Source organism: Stutzerimonas zhaodongensis (assembly GCF_003696365.1).
Classification (GTDB): domain Bacteria; phylum Pseudomonadota; class Gammaproteobacteria; order Pseudomonadales; family Pseudomonadaceae; genus Stutzerimonas; species Stutzerimonas zhaodongensis.
This window is the reverse complement of record NZ_RFFM01000002.1, coordinates 780,698-800,444: the sequence shown is the minus strand read 5'-3', so window position 1 is coordinate 800,444 and position 19,747 is coordinate 780,698. Positions and strand designations below refer to the sequence as shown.

At 58.3% G+C, this 19,747-nt stretch carries 21 protein-coding genes; 7 read left to right on the top strand and 14 right to left on the bottom strand.

Annotated features, from left to right (window positions below; all coding sequences use genetic code 11):
* Nucleotides 1-85: 85 nt before the first annotated feature.
* On the top strand, nucleotides 86-1,303 hold the full coding sequence (locus EA797_RS12110) for an argininosuccinate synthase (protein ID WP_122165470.1): 1,218 nt from the start codon (nucleotides 86-88) through the stop codon (nucleotides 1,301-1,303).
* A gap of 85 nt (nucleotides 1,304-1,388) precedes the next feature.
* Nucleotides 1,389-1,781: a lactoylglutathione lyase gene (gloA, locus tag EA797_RS12105; protein ID WP_122165468.1), complete on the top strand. Its 393-nt coding sequence runs from the start codon at nucleotides 1,389-1,391 to the stop codon at nucleotides 1,779-1,781.
* Nucleotides 1,782-1,824: 43 nt separating this feature from the next.
* Here gloA and EA797_RS12100 read toward each other — a convergent pair whose 3' ends face one another.
* The 8 genes from EA797_RS12100 to rsxA all read right to left on the bottom strand — a co-directional run bounded on the left by EA797_RS12100 (nucleotide 1,825) and on the right by rsxA (nucleotide 9,790).
* On the bottom strand, nucleotides 1,825-2,004 hold the full coding sequence (locus EA797_RS12100) for a PA3496 family putative envelope integrity protein (protein WP_122165466.1): 180 nt from the start codon (nucleotides 2,002-2,004) through the stop codon (nucleotides 1,825-1,827).
* Nucleotides 2,005-2,112: 108 nt separating this feature from the next.
* Nucleotides 2,113-2,751, bottom strand: a complete 639-nt coding sequence (nth, locus tag EA797_RS12095) for an endonuclease III (RefSeq protein ID WP_122165464.1) — start codon at nucleotides 2,749-2,751, stop codon at nucleotides 2,113-2,115.
* 19 nt (nucleotides 2,752-2,770) lie between these two features.
* Nucleotides 2,771-3,484 (bottom strand): electron transport complex subunit E, encoded by a 714-nt coding sequence (locus EA797_RS12090; protein ID WP_122165462.1) that lies wholly within the window; start codon nucleotides 3,482-3,484, stop codon nucleotides 2,771-2,773.
* Nucleotides 3,481-4,251, bottom strand: a complete 771-nt coding sequence (rsxG, locus tag EA797_RS12085; RefSeq protein ID WP_122165460.1) for an electron transport complex subunit RsxG — start codon at nucleotides 4,249-4,251, stop codon at nucleotides 3,481-3,483. The genes EA797_RS12090 and rsxG overlap by 4 nt, the downstream gene beginning before the upstream one ends.
* A gap of 1 nt (nucleotide 4,252) precedes the next feature.
* Nucleotides 4,253-5,281: an electron transport complex subunit RsxD gene (rsxD, locus tag EA797_RS12080; RefSeq protein WP_122165458.1), complete on the bottom strand. Its 1,029-nt coding sequence runs from the start codon at nucleotides 5,279-5,281 to the stop codon at nucleotides 4,253-4,255.
* Between the two features lie 53 nt (nucleotides 5,282-5,334).
* Nucleotides 5,335-8,637 carry an electron transport complex subunit RsxC gene (rsxC, locus tag EA797_RS12075; RefSeq protein ID WP_122165456.1) on the bottom strand — a complete coding sequence of 1,101 codons (3,303 nt, stop codon included), beginning with the start codon at nucleotides 8,635-8,637 and terminating at the stop codon, nucleotides 5,335-5,337.
* The gene (gene rsxB, locus EA797_RS12070) at nucleotides 8,634-9,209 is read right to left on the bottom strand and encodes an electron transport complex subunit RsxB (protein WP_122165454.1); all 576 of its coding nucleotides are present in this window, start codon (nucleotides 9,207-9,209) and stop codon (nucleotides 8,634-8,636) included. Before rsxB ends, rsxC begins: the two co-directional genes overlap by 4 nt.
* The gene (gene rsxA, locus EA797_RS12065) at nucleotides 9,206-9,790 is read right to left on the bottom strand and encodes an electron transport complex subunit RsxA (protein WP_122165452.1); all 585 of its coding nucleotides are present in this window, start codon (nucleotides 9,788-9,790) and stop codon (nucleotides 9,206-9,208) included. Before rsxA ends, rsxB begins: the two co-directional genes overlap by 4 nt.
* Before the next feature lie 228 nt (nucleotides 9,791-10,018).
* Between rsxA and EA797_RS12060 the strand changes: the two genes are divergently transcribed.
* Nucleotides 10,019-10,468, top strand: coding sequence for a hypothetical protein (locus EA797_RS12060; RefSeq protein WP_122165451.1), 450 nt, complete (start codon nucleotides 10,019-10,021; stop codon nucleotides 10,466-10,468).
* Between the two features lie 89 nt (nucleotides 10,469-10,557).
* Here EA797_RS12060 and EA797_RS12055 read toward each other — a convergent pair whose 3' ends face one another.
* Nucleotides 10,558-11,376: an enoyl-CoA hydratase gene (locus EA797_RS12055; protein WP_122165449.1), complete on the bottom strand. Its 819-nt coding sequence runs from the start codon at nucleotides 11,374-11,376 to the stop codon at nucleotides 10,558-10,560.
* A 242-nt stretch (nucleotides 11,377-11,618) separates the two neighbouring features.
* Nucleotides 11,619-12,863, bottom strand: a complete 1,245-nt coding sequence (locus EA797_RS12050; protein ID WP_122165447.1) for an ABC transporter substrate-binding protein — start codon at nucleotides 12,861-12,863, stop codon at nucleotides 11,619-11,621.
* A 229-nt stretch (nucleotides 12,864-13,092) separates the two neighbouring features.
* Here EA797_RS12050 and ung point away from each other — a divergent pair, with 229 nt between their 5' ends.
* Nucleotides 13,093-13,788 carry a uracil-DNA glycosylase gene (ung, locus tag EA797_RS12045; RefSeq protein WP_122165445.1) on the top strand — a complete coding sequence of 232 codons (696 nt, stop codon included), beginning with the start codon at nucleotides 13,093-13,095 and terminating at the stop codon, nucleotides 13,786-13,788.
* Between the two features lie 46 nt (nucleotides 13,789-13,834).
* Here the strand turns inward: ung and EA797_RS12040 are convergent, their stop codons facing one another.
* The 3 genes from EA797_RS12040 to ygfZ all read right to left on the bottom strand — a co-directional run bounded on the left by EA797_RS12040 (nucleotide 13,835) and on the right by ygfZ (nucleotide 16,377).
* Complete coding sequence (locus EA797_RS12040; protein ID WP_122165443.1) at nucleotides 13,835-14,347, bottom strand: DUF4142 domain-containing protein; 513 nt, start codon at nucleotides 14,345-14,347, stop codon at nucleotides 13,835-13,837.
* 206 nt (nucleotides 14,348-14,553) lie between these two features.
* Nucleotides 14,554-15,390: an HDOD domain-containing protein gene (locus EA797_RS12035; RefSeq protein WP_122165441.1), complete on the bottom strand. Its 837-nt coding sequence runs from the start codon at nucleotides 15,388-15,390 to the stop codon at nucleotides 14,554-14,556.
* Nucleotides 15,391-15,429: 39 nt separating this feature from the next.
* Nucleotides 15,430-16,377 carry a CAF17-like 4Fe-4S cluster assembly/insertion protein YgfZ gene (ygfZ, locus tag EA797_RS12030; protein ID WP_122165440.1) on the bottom strand — a complete coding sequence of 316 codons (948 nt, stop codon included), beginning with the start codon at nucleotides 16,375-16,377 and terminating at the stop codon, nucleotides 15,430-15,432.
* A 152-nt stretch (nucleotides 16,378-16,529) separates the two neighbouring features.
* Between ygfZ and EA797_RS12025 the strand changes: the two genes are divergently transcribed.
* Complete coding sequence (locus EA797_RS12025) at nucleotides 16,530-16,784, top strand: FAD assembly factor SdhE (protein ID WP_122165438.1); 255 nt, start codon at nucleotides 16,530-16,532, stop codon at nucleotides 16,782-16,784.
* Nucleotides 16,768-17,223, top strand: coding sequence for a protein YgfX (locus tag EA797_RS22005; RefSeq protein ID WP_122165436.1), 456 nt, complete (start codon nucleotides 16,768-16,770; stop codon nucleotides 17,221-17,223). Before EA797_RS12025 ends, EA797_RS22005 begins: the two co-directional genes overlap by 17 nt.
* Here the strand turns inward: EA797_RS22005 and nadB are convergent.
* The gene (gene nadB / locus EA797_RS12015; RefSeq protein ID WP_122165434.1) at nucleotides 17,192-18,805 is read right to left on the bottom strand and encodes an L-aspartate oxidase; all 1,614 of its coding nucleotides are present in this window, start codon (nucleotides 18,803-18,805) and stop codon (nucleotides 17,192-17,194) included. The genes EA797_RS22005 and nadB overlap by 32 nt on opposite strands.
* 352 nt (nucleotides 18,806-19,157) lie before the next feature.
* On the opposite strand from nadB, the gene rpoE reads away from it, so the two are divergent.
* On the top strand, nucleotides 19,158-19,739 hold the full coding sequence (rpoE, locus tag EA797_RS12010; protein WP_019342233.1) for an RNA polymerase sigma factor RpoE/AlgU: 582 nt from the start codon (nucleotides 19,158-19,160) through the stop codon (nucleotides 19,737-19,739).
* The last annotated feature ends 8 nt before the right edge of the window (nucleotides 19,740-19,747 follow it).

Below are 19,747 nucleotides of genomic sequence, written 5' to 3'. Positions count from 1 at the left end.
GCCTGGCGGCACTCGCGCCCCTGTAAAACATACGTCGCGACCAGTAGAATCCCCGCTTTCCTTAAAATCCCGGGAGTGGATGGCAATGGCCGACGTAAAGAAGGTGGTCCTGGCGTATTCCGGTGGCCTGGACACCTCGGTGATCCTCAAGTGGCTGCAAGACACCTATAACTGTGAAGTGGTGACCTTCACTGCTGACCTCGGTCAGGGCGAGGAAGTCGAGCCAGCCCGTGCCAAGGCCAAGGCCATGGGTGTCGAGGAAATCTACATCGATGATCTGCGTGAAGAGTTCGTCCGCGATTTCGTCTTCCCGATGTTCCGCGCCAACACTGTCTACGAAGGCGAGTACCTGCTGGGCACTTCCATCGCACGTCCGCTGATCGCCAAGCGTCTCATCGAGATCGCCAACGAAACCGGAGCCGATGCCATTTCTCACGGCGCCACCGGCAAGGGCAACGATCAGGTTCGTTTCGAACTCGGTGCTTATGCGCTCAAGCCGGGCGTCAAGGTGATAGCACCCTGGCGTGAGTGGGATCTGCTCTCGCGCGAGAAGCTGATGGATTATGCCGAGAAACATGCGATCCCGATCGAGCGTCATGGCAAGAAGAAGTCGCCTTATTCCATGGATGCCAACCTGCTGCACATCTCCTACGAGGGCGGCGTGCTGGAAGACACCTGGACCGAGCACGAAGAAGACATGTGGCGCTGGACCAAGTCGCCGGAAGCTGCGCCGGACACTCCCACCTATATCGAGCTGACCTACCGCAAAGGCGACATCGTTGCGATCGACGGCAAGGATATGAGCCCGGCCGAAGTGCTTGCGTACCTGAACAAGGTCGGCGGCGAGAACGGCATCGGTCGTCTGGACATCGTCGAGAACCGCTATGTGGGCATGAAGTCCCGTGGCTGCTACGAGACGCCCGGCGGCACCATCATGCTCAAGGGCCATCGGGCCATCGAATCCATTACGTTGGATCGTGAAGTCGCCCACCTGAAAGATGAGCTGATGCCCAAGTACGCCAGCCTCATCTACAACGGTTACTGGTGGAGCCCGGAGCGCAGCATGCTGCAGCAGATGATCGATGCGTCACAGACCAATGTGAACGGCGTGGTTCGTCTGAAGCTCTATAAGGGCAACGTCATTGTTGCTGGCCGTAAATCGGACGACTCGCTGTTCGATGCCAACATCGCAACCTTCGAAGACGATGCCGGCGCATACGATCAAGCTGACGCAGGGGGCTTCATCAAGCTCAACGCATTGCGTATGCGCATTGCTGCGAACAAGGGCCGGACCCAGTTCTAAACCGAACGGGCGCGGCTCTGACATAACCCCGGCCACGAGCCGGGGTTATGCTTTTTGCCTTGCCGAAAATGAGGAGAACCACACCATGAGACTGCTGCATACCATGCTGCGTGTCGGCGATATGGATCGATCCATCGCCTTTTACACCGAAGTGCTGGGCATGACCCTCTTGCGCCGTAAGGACTATCCTGAGGGCAAATTCACCCTGGCCTTCGTAGGATATGGCGACGAAGCTCATAACAGCGTGCTGGAATTGACGCACAACTGGGGCGTTGAAAAATACGATTTGGGCGACGGTTACGGCCACATCGCACTCGAAGTAGAGGACGTCTACAAAGCCTGCGAGGATATTCGCAGCCGTGGTGGCAAGATTACCCGCGAGCCGGGGCCCATGAAGCATGGGACCAGTATCCTGGCGTTCATCGAAGATCCGGATGGTTACAAGGTCGAGCTGCTTTCACCATCGCGCCGGGATTGACAGCCTTCGCAAGAAAAAGCCCCGTAATCGGGGCTTTTTCATTTCAAAGGTCGAAGTCGAACTCGTTCAACTGTTTCTGTAAACGGCGCTCTTCGAGAAGGTTATCAATGATGCGGCGCTTGGTGAGGTTGGTCTTGGCGACTTCAACCGGAGCTTCAGCAGCATCATCTTCGTCTTCGGCGACGAAGTCGTCTTCGATCTGGATATCTTCTTTTTCGGACACTTGTAGTACTCCACGGCATAGGCGCGCTGTTGGCGCACCTTATAGCGACAAATGTGAGGGCCGTAAAAAAGATTTTTTCAATCAGGCGACAGGTTTTCGTCTAAAGGCTTAATCGTCAGTGGTCTTGTGTTTGTATTCGCAGAGGTCTTCGATACGACAGCTACCGCACTGCGGTCTGCGTGCCTTGCAGACGTAGCGGCCATGCAGGATCAGCCAGTGGTGGGCGTCGAGGAGATAATCTTTGGGAACGAACTTGATCAGCCGGCGTTCGACTTCGAGCACGTTCTTGCCGGGGGCAATATTAGTGCGGTTAGCAACACGGAATATGTGGGTATCCACCGCCATGGTGAACTGGCGAAACGCGGTGTTCAGAACTACATTGGCCGTCTTGCGGCCTACGCCTGGCAGTGCTTCGAGATCCTCCCGATTGTCCGGAACTTGGCTGTCGTGTTTTTCAATCAGGATGCGACAGGTCTCGAGAACGTTCTTGGCCTTGCTAGGATAGAGGCCAATGGTCTTTATGTAGCTGCACAGCCCGTCGTAGCCGAGTGCATAAATGGCTTCTGGCGTATTGGCAACCGGGTAGAGCTTTGCGGTGGCCTTGTTGACGCCAACATCCGTCGCCTGCGCTGACAAGATCACTGCAATCAGTAGTTCAAACGGCGTGCTGTAAGCCAGCTCGGTTTTCGGTTCAGGGTTGTCCTCGTGAAGGCGACGAAAGATCTCAAGTCGTTTTGCAGCATTCATGATCGCGTTCCGTCCGGGGTCATTCGATCACGCCGGTAACGCGGACACGACGGCTCTGCACGGGCGCGTCCGGCTGCTTGACCTTGGCGCGTTCGGCCAGTTGATGGTCGATGCGATTCTTTAGCGCAATAAGCAGGCCCAGCACGATGAAAGCGCCTGGCGGCAGGATTGCCAGGAGAAATCCCTTGTAGTCAGTGAATACTGTGATTTGCCAGTCGGCAGCAATGGGTCCGAACAGCAAATGCATGTTGGCGAAAAGGGCGCCAGTCCCGAGCAGTTCTCGCAAGCCTCCCAGCACCACCAGCACCAGCGCGAATCCCACTCCCATCAGCAAGCCATCGTAAGCGGCTATCAACGGGTTGTGCTTGGCGGCGAAGCCGTCTGCTCGGCCGAGAATCACGCAGTTGGTGGTGATCAGCGGAATGAAGATGCCGAGGATCTGGTAGAGCTCGTAGGTATAGGCCTGCATCAGTAGTTCGATGCAGGTCGTCAGGGCTGCGATGATCATCACGAACGCCGGCAGGCGCACTGCGGTATTGACGACCCCTCGAACAAGCGACACGCCAATGTTCGAACACACCAGAACAAGGGCAGTCGCTAGCCCCAGCCCCAAGGCGTTGACTGCCGAGTTGCTTACGCCGAGCAGGGGGCAAAGTCCCAGCAGCTGGACCAATGCCGGGTTGTTCTTCCACAGGCCGTTGACGCTTAGTTCGCGGTAGCTGGGGTTGCTCATTGTATTTGGCCTTCTTGCTCGGGCTGAGGGTCGTCGGCTTGCAGGTCGTCCCGGGTCGCGGCGGCACCGGCACGCGAATGGGTAGTTACCTCGTCCGGTTCGACCTCGCTTTCCAGTGCCTGATCAGCCGTTATCGGTGCCGTGCTAGCCGTCAGCAGCTCCTGTTTATGCGCATCGAAATACTGCAGAGCTCGATGCACGGCGCCAACAACGGCTCGCGGCGTGATGGTCGCACCAGCGAACTGATCGAAATCACCTCGGTCTTTTTTGACGGCCCAGCCTGATGCCTCTGGATTGTTCAATGATCGGTTTTCAAAAGTGCGTATCCAGGGGCTTTTGCTCAGCTCGATCTTGTCACCCAAGCCTGGGGTTTCGCGGTGAGCGACAACGCGTACACCGGCAACCCGACCGTCTGCATGCACGCCAATCAGCAGGTGAATCGCGCCGCTGTAGCCATCCGGCGCTACGGCTTGCAGGATCACCGCCACCGGATTGCCCTCTTTGAGGGCAATATAGGCCGGCAATGGCTGCCGGGTGCCAAGCAGCGGATCCTGTACCTCAAGGCTGTTGTCGAGCAGTTGGTTGTCATAGCTGCCGCTCGGCAGGATTTCGTTCAAGGCGCGCAGTTGCGCTGCACGTTCCGACGCTTCGATGCGCTCTGCAGTGAATTGTTGCAGCACTGTAACGGCGCCAACCGTCACGACAGCGAACAGCCCCAGTACCAGGCTGTTCTTAAGCATCGACCGGCTGAGTTCGGGAAGGATCATGTCATTCGCCCAACTTGAAGCCGCGCTCGGCCTTGCGATGGCCGTAGGTGCGCGGACGGGTGTAGTAATCGATGGTGGGCGCGGTCAGGTTCATCAGCAGCACGGCGAACGCGACGGCGTCCGGATAGCCGCCCCATGCGCGAATGATGTAAACCAGTATGCCGACGCCCGCTCCGAAGATCAGGCGACCCTGGTTGCTCGTCGCGCTGCTTACCGGGTCGGTCACGATGAAGAAGGCGCCAAGCATGGTTGCGCCACTGAGCAGATGGAACAGTGGCGAACCATGGCTATCGGAGCCTGAGCCGTTCCAGAACAGCAAGCTCATGATCGCCAGCGCCGCAAGCATGCCCACTGGCGCGTGCCAGCTGAACAAGCGCTTGTGCAGGAGAAACAAGCCGCCTGCGAGAAATGCGAGGTTGACGACTTCTGATCCGATACCACCGAAGTGGCCAAAGGCAGGATTGGCCCACAGCTCGTCAATGGTCAGACTCTTGTTGACCTTGAGGACATCGAGTGCAGTCGCCTGTGCCCAGCCATCGGCTAAGGAGGCGATGCCCAGAATGTGCTGTAGACCTGCGGTAAAGCTGACGCTATGTGGAACTGGCCAGGTGGTCATCTCCACCGGGAATGAAACCAGCACAACCACGTAGCCGATCATTGCCGGGTTGAACGGATTCTGCCCCAGCCCGCCGTAGAGCTGTTTACCGAAGACGATGGCACTTCCAGTAGCGATCAGCGTCAGCCACCAAGGGGAATACGGTGGAAGTGCCAGTGCCAGCAGCACAGCCGTCACCAGTGCGCTGCCATCGCGGAGGAAGAACTGCACCGGCCTTTGCCTGAGCTTGAGGATTACAGCTTCAAAGCTAAGCGCCACGATACTGGCCCAGGCCAGATTGATCAGCGTACCGGCGCCATACAGCCAGGTCAGCACGAGCACGCCGGGCAGAGTTGCCGCCAGCACCGTCAGCATCACTCGCTGGGTGCGGTTGTTGCCCTTGGTGTGCGGTGAAGTAATACGAGGCAGGGCCATTGGCTCTCCGGTTGAAGACTGGTATGGGCGCTGATGATTGATCGCCCAGGTGGTTACGCCTGCGGGGTGTCCGCTCCCAATGAATCGGTATGGGCTTGCAACTTTTGCTCGGCCTCGCTCAGGCGAGATTTCGCTGCCGATATCGCGTCAGGATCAGCAGCATCGTCGCGCTCCAGTTTGCGAAGGTCCGCGCGGGCGAAGGCAAGATCGGTCTTCAGTGTGCGAGTCAGTTCATCCACGGGGCGTTTTTCACTACGGATCAGCTCGGGTGCAGGTTTTCCGGAACTCGCCTCGGCATCGTGCAACGCCTGCTCCGCGCTGGCCAGGCCGTCCCGAAGCCGGCTCAGCTCGGCGTTATCGACACCTGCTTTTACCGCTTTTTTCAGCTCGGCGCGCTTCATCGCCAGCTCGATTTTCGCTTTCTTGAGCGCTTCCTCGCCGAGGGGGATAGCTGCAGGGCCTGGCGCTGGGTCTTGCGATGGTTGCAGTGCTTCTTCGGTCTTCGCCAGGTCGGCATGCAGCCGGCTCAGCTCATCGTTCTGCTCCGAGTCTCGCGAATCCACCTTTTCCAGCTTGCGGATCTGCGCGCGCAACATCGCGGCTTCGATCTTGGCTTTCTTGGCTGCGTCGTCGCTTGGGGCCTTTGCTGGTGCGCTGGCGGGTGCGCCGGTTCCATCCGCTGCCAATACCAGATCCGCGGCCGCCAGCTGGGTCTGGAGCTTGCTCAGCTCAGCCTGCTGCGCGGCGTCGAGGTTCTCAAGCTTTTCCAGCTTGCGAATTTGTGCGCGCAGCATCGCGGCTTCGATCTTGGCTTTCTTGGCTGCGTCGTCGCTTGGGGCCTTAGCTGGTGCGCTGGTCGGTGCGCCGGTGCTTGCCGCTGCCAAGGCCAGATCCGCGGCCGCCAGCTGGGTCTGGAGCTTGCTCAGCTCAGCCTGCTGCGCGGCGTCGAGGTTCTCGAGCTTTTCCAGCTTGCGAATTTGTGCGCGCAGCATCGCGGCTTCGATCTTGGCTTTCTTGGCTGCGTCGTCGCTTGGGGCCTTAGCTGGTGCGCTGGTCGGTGCGCCGGTGCTTGCCGCTGCCAAGGCCAGATCCGCGGCCGCCAGCTGGGTCTGGAGCTTGCTCAGCTCAGCCTGCTGCGCGGCGTCGAGGTTCTCGAGCTTTTCCAGCTTGCGAATTTGTGCGCGCAGCATCGCGGCTTCGATCTTGGCTTTCTTGGCTGCGTCGTCGCTTGGGGCCTTTGTTGGTGCGCTGGCGGGCGCGCCGGTGCTTGCCGCTGCCAATGCCAGATCCGCGGCCGCCAGCTGGGTCTGGAGCTTAGTCAGCTCAGCCTGCTGCGCGGCGTCGAGATTCTCGAGCTTTTCCAGCTTGCGAATTTGTGCGCGCAGCATCGCGGCTTCGATCTTGGCTTTCTTGGCTGCGTCGTCGCTTGGGGCCTTAGCTGGTGCGCTGGTCGGTGCGCCGGTGCTTGCCGCTGCCAAGGCCAGATCCGCGGCCGCCAGCTGGGTCTGGAGCTTGCTCAGCTCAGCCTGCTGCGCGGCGTCGAGGTTCTCGAGCTTTTCCAGCTTGCGAATCTGTGCGCGCAGCATCGCGGCTTCGATCTTGGCTTTCTTGGCAGCATCGTCATCGGCGACTGTGGGCGCAGCTTGAGCCGCAGGTGTCGCCGCGGTCGCCTCGTCCAACGCCTTCTGCGCCAGCACTGCAGCCTCGCGCAATTGAGCGACCTGTGATTCAAGTTCCGGCGTGGCGTGGGCTGCTAGCTGCTTTTCGGCCTTCTTCAGGGCTACCTGGGCCATGCTCGCTTCGATCTTGAGCTTCTTCTGCTCATCGGAGAGCCCGACTTTGTTTGCCTGAACACGGGCTACCGGGTCGTCGTGGCTGGTGGATGAGCTGGTTTCAGCCTGCGCAGACTTGGCGCGAGCGGCTCGCTCAGCACGCGCCTTGCGGTCGGCTTCCTTCTGTTCTTCGGCTCGTCGTAGGCGCTCCTGCCGCAACTCGAAGCGTTGTTTTGAGTGTTCCGCTTTCTGCTGCTTCTGCTCGAGCGCGCGGATTTCCCCTTTGGCGGCGCGGTAGTACTGCACCAGCGGAATGCTTGATGGGCAGACGTAGGCGCAGGCGCCACATTCGATGCAGTCAAACAGGTTGTATGCCTTGAGCTGTTCATGCTCCTGGCCAAGCGCAAAGAAGTGCAGCTGTTGCGGTAGCAGACTGGCCGGACAGGCCTCTGCGCATTCGCCGCAGCGGATACAGGGCAGCGCTGGGGGCGGTGGAGGGAGCTCGGCGAGGGTGCTGGCGAGTAGGCAGTTGGTGGTCTTGATCAGCGGTACATCCATCGATGGCAGCGTGAACCCCATCATCGGTCCGCCCATGATCAGCCGATTCAAACGACTCTGGTCGAGGCCTGCATAATTCAGTAGTTGCGTAACTGAAGTGCCGATCAGCACCTCGACGTTCATCGGTCGTGTCAATGCTTCGCCGGTAAGGGTGGTAACGCGCGAAATGAGCGGTTTGCCGAGCAGTACAGCGTCATGGATGGCTACACAGGTCCCGACGTTCTGGCAGAGCATGCCGATATCTGCCGGTAGGCCCCCGCTCGGGACTTCTTCACCAGTCAGAATCTGAATCAGCTGCTTTTCACCACCTGATGGATATTTGGTCGGGAAGACCTTGAGCTCGAAGTTGCGCTCGCCAATAGCTGAGCGCACGGCCTCGATCGCCTCAGGCTTGTTATCTTCGATCCCGATCAGGATTTGCTCGGGCTGAATCAGATGAGCCAGTATCTCGATGCCGGCGATCAGCGCTGGCGCCTTCTCACGCATCAGCAGGTCATCGGCAGTAATGTAGGGCTCGCATTCGGTGCCATTGATGATCAGAGCCCGGATCTTGCGGGTAGGTGGAGCCGTCAGCTTGACCGCGGTCGGGAATCCCGCGCCGCCGAGGCCGCTGATTCCAGCCTGACGGATCAGCTCAAGCAGGTCGTTCGGCTGCATGGCACGGTAGTCCGGCCGTGGATACAGCTCGGTCCACTCGTCCAGGCCATCGCTATCTATCACGATGGCATTGCTTAGCATGCCTGACACGTGAGGGTAGGGCTGTGGTCCGATGAAACCAATGGTGCCGGAGGTTGGCGCATGGATCGGGGCACTGACGAAGCCGCTGGCCTCTGCGATTTTCTGTCCCTTCAGCACACGCTCGCCAATCGTGACGCACGGCTCGGCGGGCGCCCCCAAATGCTGAGCGAGCGGAACCACCAGCTGAGCAGGCAGCGGGAACTGCTGGATGGGTGAGCGGTTGGAAAGCTCCTTGCGCTCCGGTGGATGGATTCCACCGTGGATGTCCCATACGTTCATAGAGGTCATGCCGCCTGCTCCCGGTCACTGGCAATCAACTGGCCAGGCGCCAATGGCTGGTCCCATTTCCAGCTCTGCATGTTGCTGCCGACTTCGATCATGTCGATGCAGTCCACCGGGCATGGCTCCACGCACAGGTCACAGCCTGTGCACTCGGAAACGATGACGGTATGCATATGTTTGGCAGCGCCGACAATGGCGTCTACGGGGCAGGCCTGAATGCACTTGGTGCAGCCGATGCATTCGGCTTCTCGGATGTAGGCAACGCGTGGCGGGACTTCGCCCTCCACGGCATCCAGCGGCTCGGGTTCTACATCGAGAAGATCGGCCAGGGCCTGGATGGTCGATTCTCCGCCCGGCGGACATTTGTTGATCTTGTCGCCGCCTGCAATCGCCTCGGCGTAGGGCTTGCAACCCGGGTAGCCACATTGGCCGCATTGAGTCTGCGGCAAAAGTGCGTTGATCTGTTCAGCGATGGGGTCGCCTTCCACGCGAAAGCGCACCGCTGCGAAACCAAGGATGGCGCCGCACACCAGGCAAAGGGCCAGGAGCGCTAGCACGGCTATCACGACGAGACTCATAGCTTGATCAACCCACTGAAGCCCATGAACGCCAGCGACATCAGGCCGGCCGTGACCATGCCGATAGCGGCGCCCTGAAATGACCGTGGGACGTCGGCTATAGCGATGCGCTCACGCATGGCGGCGAACAGCACCAGCACCAGCGAAAAGCCCAGGCCAGCTGCGAACCCGTTCGCCGTTGCGGTGATGAAGGTGAACTCGGATTTGTTGGCATTTAGCAGGGCAACACCAAGCACGATGCAGTTGGTCGTGATCAGTGGCAGGAAGATTCCTAGTACGCGGTAGAGCAGAGGACTGGTCTTGTTCACCACCATTTCGGTGAATTGCACTACCACAGCGATGACCAGGATGAAGCTAATGGTGCGCAGAAATTCGAGGTCCAGCGGTTTCAGCACGTACTGCTGCACGATGTAGCTGCACATTGCAGCAAGGGTCAGAACGAAGGTCGTGGCTAAGGAAAGGCCGATGGCAGTTTCGATCTTTTTGGAGACGCCCATGAATGGGCAGAGACCGAGGAACTGCACCAGCACAAAATTATTGACCAGAATGGCGCTAACCATGATCAGAGCGAGTTCGGTCATCGCGGGGTTCCTGTGCGCTCTGCATGAGCCGAGGCTAAAAGGCCGCTATTATCGGGAACCGGTGGCGAGCGTACAAGGCCGCAAGGGACCACAGCATCGGCTCTCGCTGCGATTCGTTGACACATATGGACATGTACCTGACCTGCGGCAAGGTGTCGGCAGCCTTCGGCTGTGGTCAGATAGTTCGAGGCCGCAGCTTTCAGACAGAGCGGCTGCCGGAGGTGCACGATGAAGATTCGTATGTTGGTCTTGGTGTTAGGGCTTGGGATTGCAAGCCAGGGGAGCGCTGATTCACGCGGTGGCGTTTGGGTCTACCAGCCGGATGGCGGCAGCTATCGAGTGGAAAATCGGTCTTATCAGTACGATCCACGCAGCCCTTATCCTCAGCACAAGCAGTATCCGCAAAACAATTTACCGCCGCGCTATCAAGGTCAGCTCCCGCCACAGTATTACGAGCGCCACCGTGGTTCGGATAGGCAGCACTGGAACCATGAGCGCCGTGGCGATGCGCGCCAACTGCAGCGCTGGAAAGATGAGCGTAGGTCAGGGTTCGACCGTCCTCAGCGCTGGAGTCGCGATCAATCCAACAACTTTGGCCGCCGGCCACCGGTGCGCGATGGACGTGATTTCAGGAGTCACCAGCGTCACGACTACAACACTCGGCACTATCGTCGCTAGACACAACTGCAGTCGTGGGGATGTTGCCGTCGAGCCCGCGGACTCGACGGCGTCTGTCAACGTGCATGGATCGCAAGCTTTACGCGCCCCTAGCGATTCCTCCAGCGTGGTTCGCGCTTCTCCAGAAACGCGCTGACCCCTTCCAGGGTGTCCTCGGCTTCGAACAGGTCGACAAAGGCTTCACGTTCGGCTGCAGCAAGGTTAGCCGGACCGCGGCTGCGCATAGAATCTATGAGCGGTTTGATGGTACGCACCGCCACCGGGCTCTGACGTGCCACGCGAGAGGCCAACAACAGCGCGTGGCCGCGCGCTTCGCCGGAGGCCACTACCTGTTCTACCAGGCCAATGCGTAGTGCCGTATCAGCGGTTAGCCGCTCACCGCAGAGAATCATCCGCTTGGCCCAGCCTTCTCCGACTAACCATGCCAACGCCTGGGTCCCTCCTGCGCACGGGAGTAGACCGACCGAAGCCTCTGGCAGCCCCAGCTGCGCTTGCTGTTCTGCGATGCGGATGTCGCATGCCAGCGCGCATTCCAGGCCGCCGCCAAGGGCGAAGCCATTGATGGCCGCGATGGAAACCCCGCGAAACTCGCGCAAGGCCTCGAAAGCCTCGCCGAAACGCTTTGCCATTTCGCGTGCGCGGAGCCGATCACCGTCGGCAAAAAGTTTGAGATCCGCCCCGGCGCTGAAGAATTTCTCTCCCTGACCGCAGATGACCAATGCGTAGACATCATCGTCATGGTTGAGATGCTCGACGAGTTGCTTGAGCCCGATCAACGACTCGCGATCCCAGGTATTGGCGGGCGGATGATTGATGGTTATGAGCGCGGTGTGGCCGTGCTTTTCCACCGTCAGCTTATGTGTCAGGTCGAAGACACCGGCCTTGTATGGCTCGACTGCGGTACTCATGGTGATTTCCCCTCCTTCGGCTTGCCTGCATCGGCTGTCCGAAATGCCTGAGTGGGCAGGCCTTCGTCAGCTCATAGATGCCTACGTATAGCACCAAGTTTAGGCACGAACAGTAAAGGCGACTGCGGCTACCGATGGAATGGGAAGTTGTGATCGCAGCGGTGAGCTGATGATACCCAGCCACCGCGGCAACGATCAGAGCGGGAGGAGCGGTCGGCAGTGGCCGGAACCGCTCAGGTCACTCATTGCAGGGCAAGCGCTTGACCTGTTGCGCGGCGTTCTGCCTGCCATTCGGCGAGGGACGGAGCGGCCTGCTCACCCGTCAATCGATGCACTATTTCAAAGTAATCCTGTTTGAAACGGTCCTTGAGCACCTCGTCGCGAGGCTTGACCTTGACTGCATATACAGTCTGTACGTTCTGGTGATCGAAGGTGCGCCATTGCTGCTCGTCCTTCAACAGGCTGTAGCGGTGACCCTCAAGCGCTGCGATAACACGCTCACTGTCGATGCTGCGCGCCCGGGTTGCTGCATCCGCCCACTGGTAAACGATGCTATAGGCCGATGCCGCCGAGCTGGACGGATGGGTCTGGTAGCGCTCGTCGTAGCTTTCGACGAACTTCTGACCGGCGACCGAACCTTCCAGTGCGGGAACCCGCCATGTCCAGGGCTCGGTACCGAGCACGCCGTGCATGATGTCTGGCCCTGCCGTTTCCACCATGCTCAAGGTCAGGTTGGGCACAGCGACTTGCAGCTTCTTGTTCAGGCCTAGCTCGTCCGCGATACGCATCGCACGAACCAGGTCCTCTCCGAATAGCACCAACACCAGTACTTCCGCGTCGCTGGCCGCGACCTGAGTCAGCGCTTGCCGGTAGTCCGAGAGACGGGCGCCAGGGAACGCGGTTTTGACGCCCGGATGCTTGCTCGTGTCCTGAGTGTTGGTGGCCTTGCGTAGCGAACTTTCGCTGGTGTGCCCCCAGGTGTAGTCGGAGGTGATGTAGAAGTAGCGCTTGTCCGGCAGATGCTTGTTCATGTATTGGCCCAGCACTTGCGCGCTCATCCAAGCGTTGTTGCATTCGCGAAACATGTACCGATGAGCGTCTTTACCCGTGGTGTCGTTGGAATAGGTAAGCGTGCCGAAATAGAGAAGGCCGCGCTCCTTGGCGCGTTTCCCTGCTGCAATAGCGACTGCGCTGGATGCGCCGCCGAACAGCATTGCTGCACCTTCGTCGGCCAGCTTGTCGACATTCGCAACGGCTTTCTCGGGGCGGGAGGCGGAATTGCGGGTGGAAAGCTTCAGAGGTCGTCCCAGCACGCCGCCCTTTGCGTTGATCTCTTCGACCGCCAGCAGAGCGCCGCGCATTTGCGATAGGCCTTCTTCTTTATAGCTCCCGGTGCGAGGGTAGTTGAGCCCGAGGGTTATCGGATCGGCAGCTTCTACTGCCAGACAAAACCCCAGCCCTAAAGCGAGGAGCGCAGTCCGTTTCATTGCAGATTCCTTATTGTAATTTTTGTTGGCTAGAGAGGCGTTTTTTACTGTTCGCTGCGACCATTCGTCACGCACTCATTGGTCGTATGTGGCCTCTCGTTTCCATAACTGTGCGCTAGCCGACACTTTCATAAGGAGCTAAACATCGAGGCTCTGTCCCGGTTGCGCGCGTTGACTCGCCCGACAGCTTTCCTTAGGGTTCAACGCCTCGTCAGGCCAGGGTCATGCCATGAATCAAAGTGAGCGCATCAAACTCGAAGCCAGTTGGAAGCAGGCGTTGCACGACGAGTTCGAGCAGCCATACATGAAAGAGCTAGGCGCGTTTCTGCGCCGTGAAAAAGCCGCTGGCAAGATTATCTATCCGCCTGGCCCTTTGATCTTCAACGCTTTGAATTCCACGCCATTGGAACAAGTGCGTGTAGTCATTCTGGGGCAGGATCCCTATCACGGGCCTGGTCAGGCCCATGGCTTGTGCTTCTCCGTACAGCCAGGAGTTGCGCCGCCTCCGTCGCTCCAGAACATTTACAAAGAGCTCAAGCGCGACCTGAACCTGGAAGTGCCGCGCCACGGCTACCTCCAGCGATGGGCGGAGCAAGGCGTATTGTTGCTCAACACCTCTCTAACGGTGGAGCAGGGGCTTGCGGGATCTCATGCAAAGATGGGCTGGCAGCGTTTGACCGACAGGATCATCGAGGTGGTCAGTGAGCGACGCTCGGATATAGTGTTCATGCTGTGGGGTGCCCATGCTCAGAGCAAGGCGAAGTTGATCGATCCGACTCGGCATCTGCTGCTCAAGTCTGTCCATCCGTCGCCACTGTCGGCACATCGCGGATTTATCGGTAATGGCCACTTCAGCCGTGCAAATCAGTTTCTTCGGCAGCGTGGCCTAGAGCCAATCAACTGGCAATTGCCGGACGAGGTCTGAACAGCGCCGCAGCTGGCTGCGGCGCTATTGGATGACAACCTAGGGCTTATTGCTTGCTGCCGTGGGCAGAGGCCAGCTCCTGGGCGTGTTGCAGATGCTGCTCAAGCTCTTTCAGAGTGGTTTCGGCAAACTTTTTGAGTTCGGCGTTCTCACCTTTTTCTGCATATTCACGATACAGCTCGATGGTCTGCTCGTGCGCTGCGACTTGATTGTTGGCGTAAGCCTGGTCGAAGTTCTCACCATCGCGCAGTTTCAGGATCATGGCTTTAGCCTTGTCCATGAGGGTAGCTTCGTCTGACATTTCCAGATCGTCATGCTGCCCGGCAAGCTCGGCCAGTTTCTGGTTGGATTTGGTGTGATCGTCGATCATTTTTTGAGCGAATGTTTTAACGTCTTCAGCAGTGCCTTTGTTCAGTGCCAGCTTAGCGGTTTCGATTTCGGCCATCCCTTTTGCCGATGCCTCGTCCACGAAGTTTTCGCCATCAGCAGCCAACGCGAAGTTTGCAGCTACACCGAATAACACGGCTGCCGTACCCGAAAAGAAAGTCTTGGTTTTCATCGCTGTTCTCCTTCATCTAGCTGACAAGCTGGTGCGCCGCTTTGAATTACGCAGGGGCACTAGCGAGATGCGGCAAGAACGCCGTCTTTTTTGTGACTAGGCGCACCCACAACGGTTCATTGCACCGGGCGAGCGGTCAGGCGATGTTCAAGAGAGACTGGGCGAGGGGAAAAAGGGGAGGGTATCGAGCGATACCCTCGCAGGTATTACTGGAGCATGCTCATGGCGGCGTCCATGGCAGCCGACAGGTCTTCGTCTTCTTGCAACAAGGTATTTGGATCAAGCCCTAGCTTGGCAAAGGCTGGAATCTGGTTCCAATCGAGCTGTGTATAAGGGTGCGAAGTGCCGATGAAACTCTGCAGGGTCGCGACCTGGACGATATCGACGTAATCCACTTTTTCCGAGACGCGTGAGAAGTCCAGATGCTGACCAGGAACGATCGCGATTGGGTCCGGGAAGTCCCATGCGCGCAGGATCTTTTCACCGATCAGTGGATGTATACGGTCGATGACGTGGTTCAGGCTGATCGAATCGCTCAGCAAGGCGCTGTGTTCCTCGGCATAGGTCAGGATAGGCAGGATGCCGATCTGATGGATCAATCCAGCAAGTGTCGCCTGGTCAGCCGGGAGCCGGGTGAAGTTGCGACACAGCACGTGGCTGATGGCCGCGATTTCGGTGCTCTTGTTCCATACCTCGCGCATCTTGCGGTCGACCACGTCGGTCGTGGCCTGGAACATCTGCTCCATGGCCAGACCGGTTGCCAGGTTGGAGGTGTAATTGATGCCGAGACGGCTGATCGCCATCTGCAGGTCATTGATTTCTCGGCTGGTACGCAGTAGCGGGCTGTTGACGACTTTGATGATGCGGGCGGTTAGGGCAGTGTCGTTGCCAATTACTTTTGCCAAAGTCGAAATGCTGACGTCCGGATCTTCCGCTGCTTCACGGACCTTCAATGCGACTTCGGGAAGTGTAGGCAGTACAAGCTCATCGTTTTCGATTGCCTGCATCAATTCCAGTTGGACTTTGTCGGCAAGAGTGCTCATGTCTTTCCCTATTGATGATTCAGTGTTGGTGTGGCTTAGTCAGCGCTGGATTTCTTTGTCCGCGTCTAATGTGTAAGGCAGATCAAGCAGCGTTAGCGGCAATCCGTCAGGTGAGCCGAGAAATATCCTTCCGTCTGCCGCCGCGTCCTCCTGGAGAACTGCCAGCAGCTCCAAACCGCCATCTGCATTGGCGGCAAGCACTACCTCACCGACGCTTGAACCATGCACGGGGGAATACAGCTCCAGCCCAGGTTCGGGTACCTCTCCGTCGACGCGTTCGGCGGCGAGACGATGCAGGTGCCGTTTCAGTTTGCCGAGGTACTGCATTCTCGCGACGATCTCCTGACCTGTGTAGCAGCCCTTCTTGAAGCTGACACCCCCTAGCGCCTGGAGATTGATCATTTGCGGGATGAATAGCTCGCGGGTTTGCTCGAGCACCTGTCCAATGCCGGCCCGAACTTGCGTCAACAGCCAGGCTCCAAGTTCAGCTTGTGGGAGTTGGGCGCCTAGGCGTAGCTGCGTTGTTTCCGCTTCGCTGGACCGGGCCCAAAGTTCCGCGCGCCCGTCGCTCAGGCGAACTGCGATCAACCCATGCGCAGAGATCACCTCGTCAGCTACCTGAGGCAGATCAATACCGAGGCTGACAAGAGCACCATCACCGCTGCTAAGGCCGAAGCGAACCCATTCATCGCTTTCGTCCATGAGCTTGGATTTTGAAAATGCCGCGAATTTGGACAGGTCAGCCAGTTGCGGCTGGATGAGGCCGCGGGCCATCGCCAGCAGGTAACCATCCCCATCCTGCAGGATCCGAAAGCTGGACTGCATGCGACCCTTGGGAGTGCAGCGTGCGCCGAGGCTCGAGTGGTGGTCGTTCAGGTAGTTCATGTTGCAGGTCAGTTGCCCCTGCAGAAACTTGTTTGCGTCCGGGCCGCGTACAGCCAGAACACCTTCGTGCGACAGGACGCAGAAAAAAGCAGTGTCGGTCATGAAGAGTCGCCGTGAAGAAATCCGGATCGGCATCATAGCAGGAGCTTGCCGAAACACAGTGTGCGCCAGCTGCCACTCCGATCTCGGGTTACAGCGTGCCGTGTCGTTCTATGAGCCGCTATAATGCGACGCTTCATCTCAGGAGCATTGGCATGGTCGAACAATCCGAACTCAATCGCCTGTTCTGGCAGAGCCGTCGCGGCATGCTGGAACTGGACGTTCTGCTGGTGCCTTTCGTCAAGGAGGTATATCCGGAGCTGAACGAGGAGGACCAACGCCGTTATCGCAAGTTGCTGAGCTGCGAGGACCAGGACATGTTTGGCTGGTTCATGGAGCGCGCCGAACCGGACGATGAGGACTTGCGCTCTATGGTTCGCATGATCCTCGATCGTGTCCAGCCCAAGTAATCCTTCATTCGAGTGCAGCTGGCAGGCCTCGGGCCTGCTGCTTTCGCTTTACCTCGCAGCGCTAGTGCTGGCGTGCTTCACGCTGGTGGTATTGCCGATTCCGACCTGGGCGCAGGTGATTGTTCTGATCATGTGCCTGCTCCACGCAATTTGGGTAATTCCAGGGTCCATATTGTTGTCACGCCGGTCCTCATGGCGTGCATTGCGTCATGCGGAGCAGGGGTGGTCACTATGGAGCCGCCGGACTGGCTGGCAGCCCGTTCAGCTACGGCCGGATAGCCTGGCGCTGCCGATGGTCGTCATACTCCGCTACAGGATGCCTGGCGACCGCTTCTCGCGTGGAATCTGCATTCCGCGTGGCGCGATGCCAGCCGAGCAGCATCGGCGGTTGCGGCTCAGGCTCAAGTTCAGTCGCCATAGGTGGGCGGAACCAGAATAGTGTCTATCGGATCAGGTCGCTGTTCGGGAAAATCCAGCGTGAAGTGCAGGCCGCGGCTTTCCTTGCGTGACATTGCCGAGCGGATCATCAGATCGGCCACCATCGCCAGATTGCGCAGCTCGATCAGGTCTCGGCTGACCTTGTAGTTGCTATAAAACTCATCAATTTCCGCTAGTAGCAAGCGCACCCGATGCTGCGCCCGAACCAGGCGTTTGGTTGTTCTGACAATGCCTACGTAGTCCCACATGAAGCGCCTAAGCTCGTCCCAGTTGTGCGCGATGATTACGTCCTCGTCCGAGTCGGTAACCTGGCTTGCGTCCCAGGTTGGCAGAAGAGGTGGGCTTCCGACCGATGGCAGCTCCGCCAGAATGTCCTGCGCGGCGGCCCTGGCATAAACGAAACACTCCAGTAGCGAATTGCTGGCCATCCGGTTGGCGCCGTGAAGTCCGGTAAAGCTCGTTTCGCCTATGGCATAGAGGCCTGGAATATCTGTTCGTCCGGCTTGATCTACCAGTACGCCACCGCATGTGTAATGCGCAGCCGGTACCACCGGAATGGCCTCTTTGGTGATGTCGATACCGAATTCGAGGCAGCGCTCATAGACGGTCGGGAAGTGATGTTTGATGAATGCCGTAGGCTTTTGACTGATATCCAGAAAAACGCAGTCGATGCCCAGGCGCTTCATTTCATGGTCGATTGCGCGAGCAACGATGTCTCGTGGGGCTAGCTCGGCTCGACTGTCGAAGCGCGGCATGAAGCGCTCGCCGTTCGGCAGCTTTAGCACAGCGCCTTCGCCACGCAACGCTTCGGTAATCAGAAAACTCTTTGCCTTTGGGTGATACAGGCAAGTTGGATGAAACTGGTTGAACTCAAGATTCCCCACCCTGCATCCGGCGCGCCAGGCCATCGCAATTCCATCGCCACATGCACCGTCAGGATTACTGGTATATAGGTAAACCTTGGCCGCGCCGCCTGTGGCAAGAATCACGAACTTGGCTTGGAAGGTATCTACCTCGCCAGTCGTCCGATCAAGAACATAGGCTCCGACGCAGCGTCCGCCAGGCAACCCGAGCTTTCGTTCAGTGATCAGGTCGACTGCCACTCGTTGCTGCAAGAGGTCGATGTTCGAACGGTCGTGGGCATGTGATAGCAGCGTATTGAAGATCGCTGCACCAGTAGCGTCTGCGGCGTGGATGATGCGCCGATGGCTATGCCCGCCTTCCCGAGTGAGGTGGTATTCGAAACTTCCGGCCTCGCGATCAGCTTCATCTCTGGTAAAGGGGACGCCTTGCTCGATCAGCCAGTGAATCGCCTCTCTACTGTGTTCGACGGTAAAACGTACCGCCTCTTCATTGCACAATCCGCCACCGGCATCGAGGGTGTCGGCTACGTGTGATTCGACAGTGTCGCTATTGTCGAGCACTGCAGCTACACCACCTTGGGCCCAATACGTCGAGCCATTCGCCAGGTCACCTTTGCTCAGGACGGCAATGCGCAGCGCCGCGGGCAAGTTGAGTGCTAGCGTCAAGCCAGCGGCGCCGCTGCCGATGACCAGAGCGTCGTATTGAAAATGTCGGCTCATTTCGAATCTCATATTGAGGCGAGTCCTAGTATATAGGCGCATCCGCCGGCAAAATAGCGGCCCTTGTTGAAGTGGCGGATGCTTTGGAACTTTTCTTGCAGGCCTGTCTCTATAGACAGTTGTGGATGCAGGTTGGCTGCCGACTATTAGGTGGCCGACAGGTTTTTGTAGAGGATGCCACGAGCACGCTTTTGGAACGATTCGATTCCAGGCGTGGCTCGCCAATGCCGTCAGGTGTGTTGCAGGAACGCTTGCTTGGAGGGGGAGAACTTTTGTGTAAAGCCCGGGTCTATTCTGGCAGGTCAGCTCGCAGGCGAGCGCAGCACCCCTTCCAGGTCATGGAGGAGTGTTTATGCTAACCCAGGAGCAGGACCAGCAACTGGTCGAGCGAGTGCAACGGGGTGATAAGCGGGCTTTTGATTTGCTGGTACTGAAGTATCAGCACAAGATACTTGGTTTGATCGTGCGCTTCGTACATGACTCTCATGAGGCACAGGACGTTGCGCAGGAAGCCTTTATCAAAGCCTACCGTGCCCTGGCGAATTTCCGCGGGGACAGCGCGTTTTATACATGGCTGTACCGCATCGCCATTAATACGGCGAAGAATCATCTAGTGGCGAGAGGGAGAAGGCCGCCAGATAGCGACGTGAGCTCCGAGGACGCTGAGTTTTATGAGGGCGATCACGCTCTAAAAGACATCGAGTCGCCGGAACGAGCGCTGCTCAGGGATGAAATAGAAGACACAGTTCATAGAACCATCCAACAACTTCCAGAAGATTTGCGTACGGCTCTAACACTACGTGAATTTGATGGTCTTAGTTATGAAGACATTGCAAACGTCATGCAGTGTCCGGTGGGTACGGTCCGCTCACGGATATTCCGGGCGCGGGAAGCCATCGATAAAGCATTGCAACCTTTGTTGCATGAATCCTGAGACAGCGG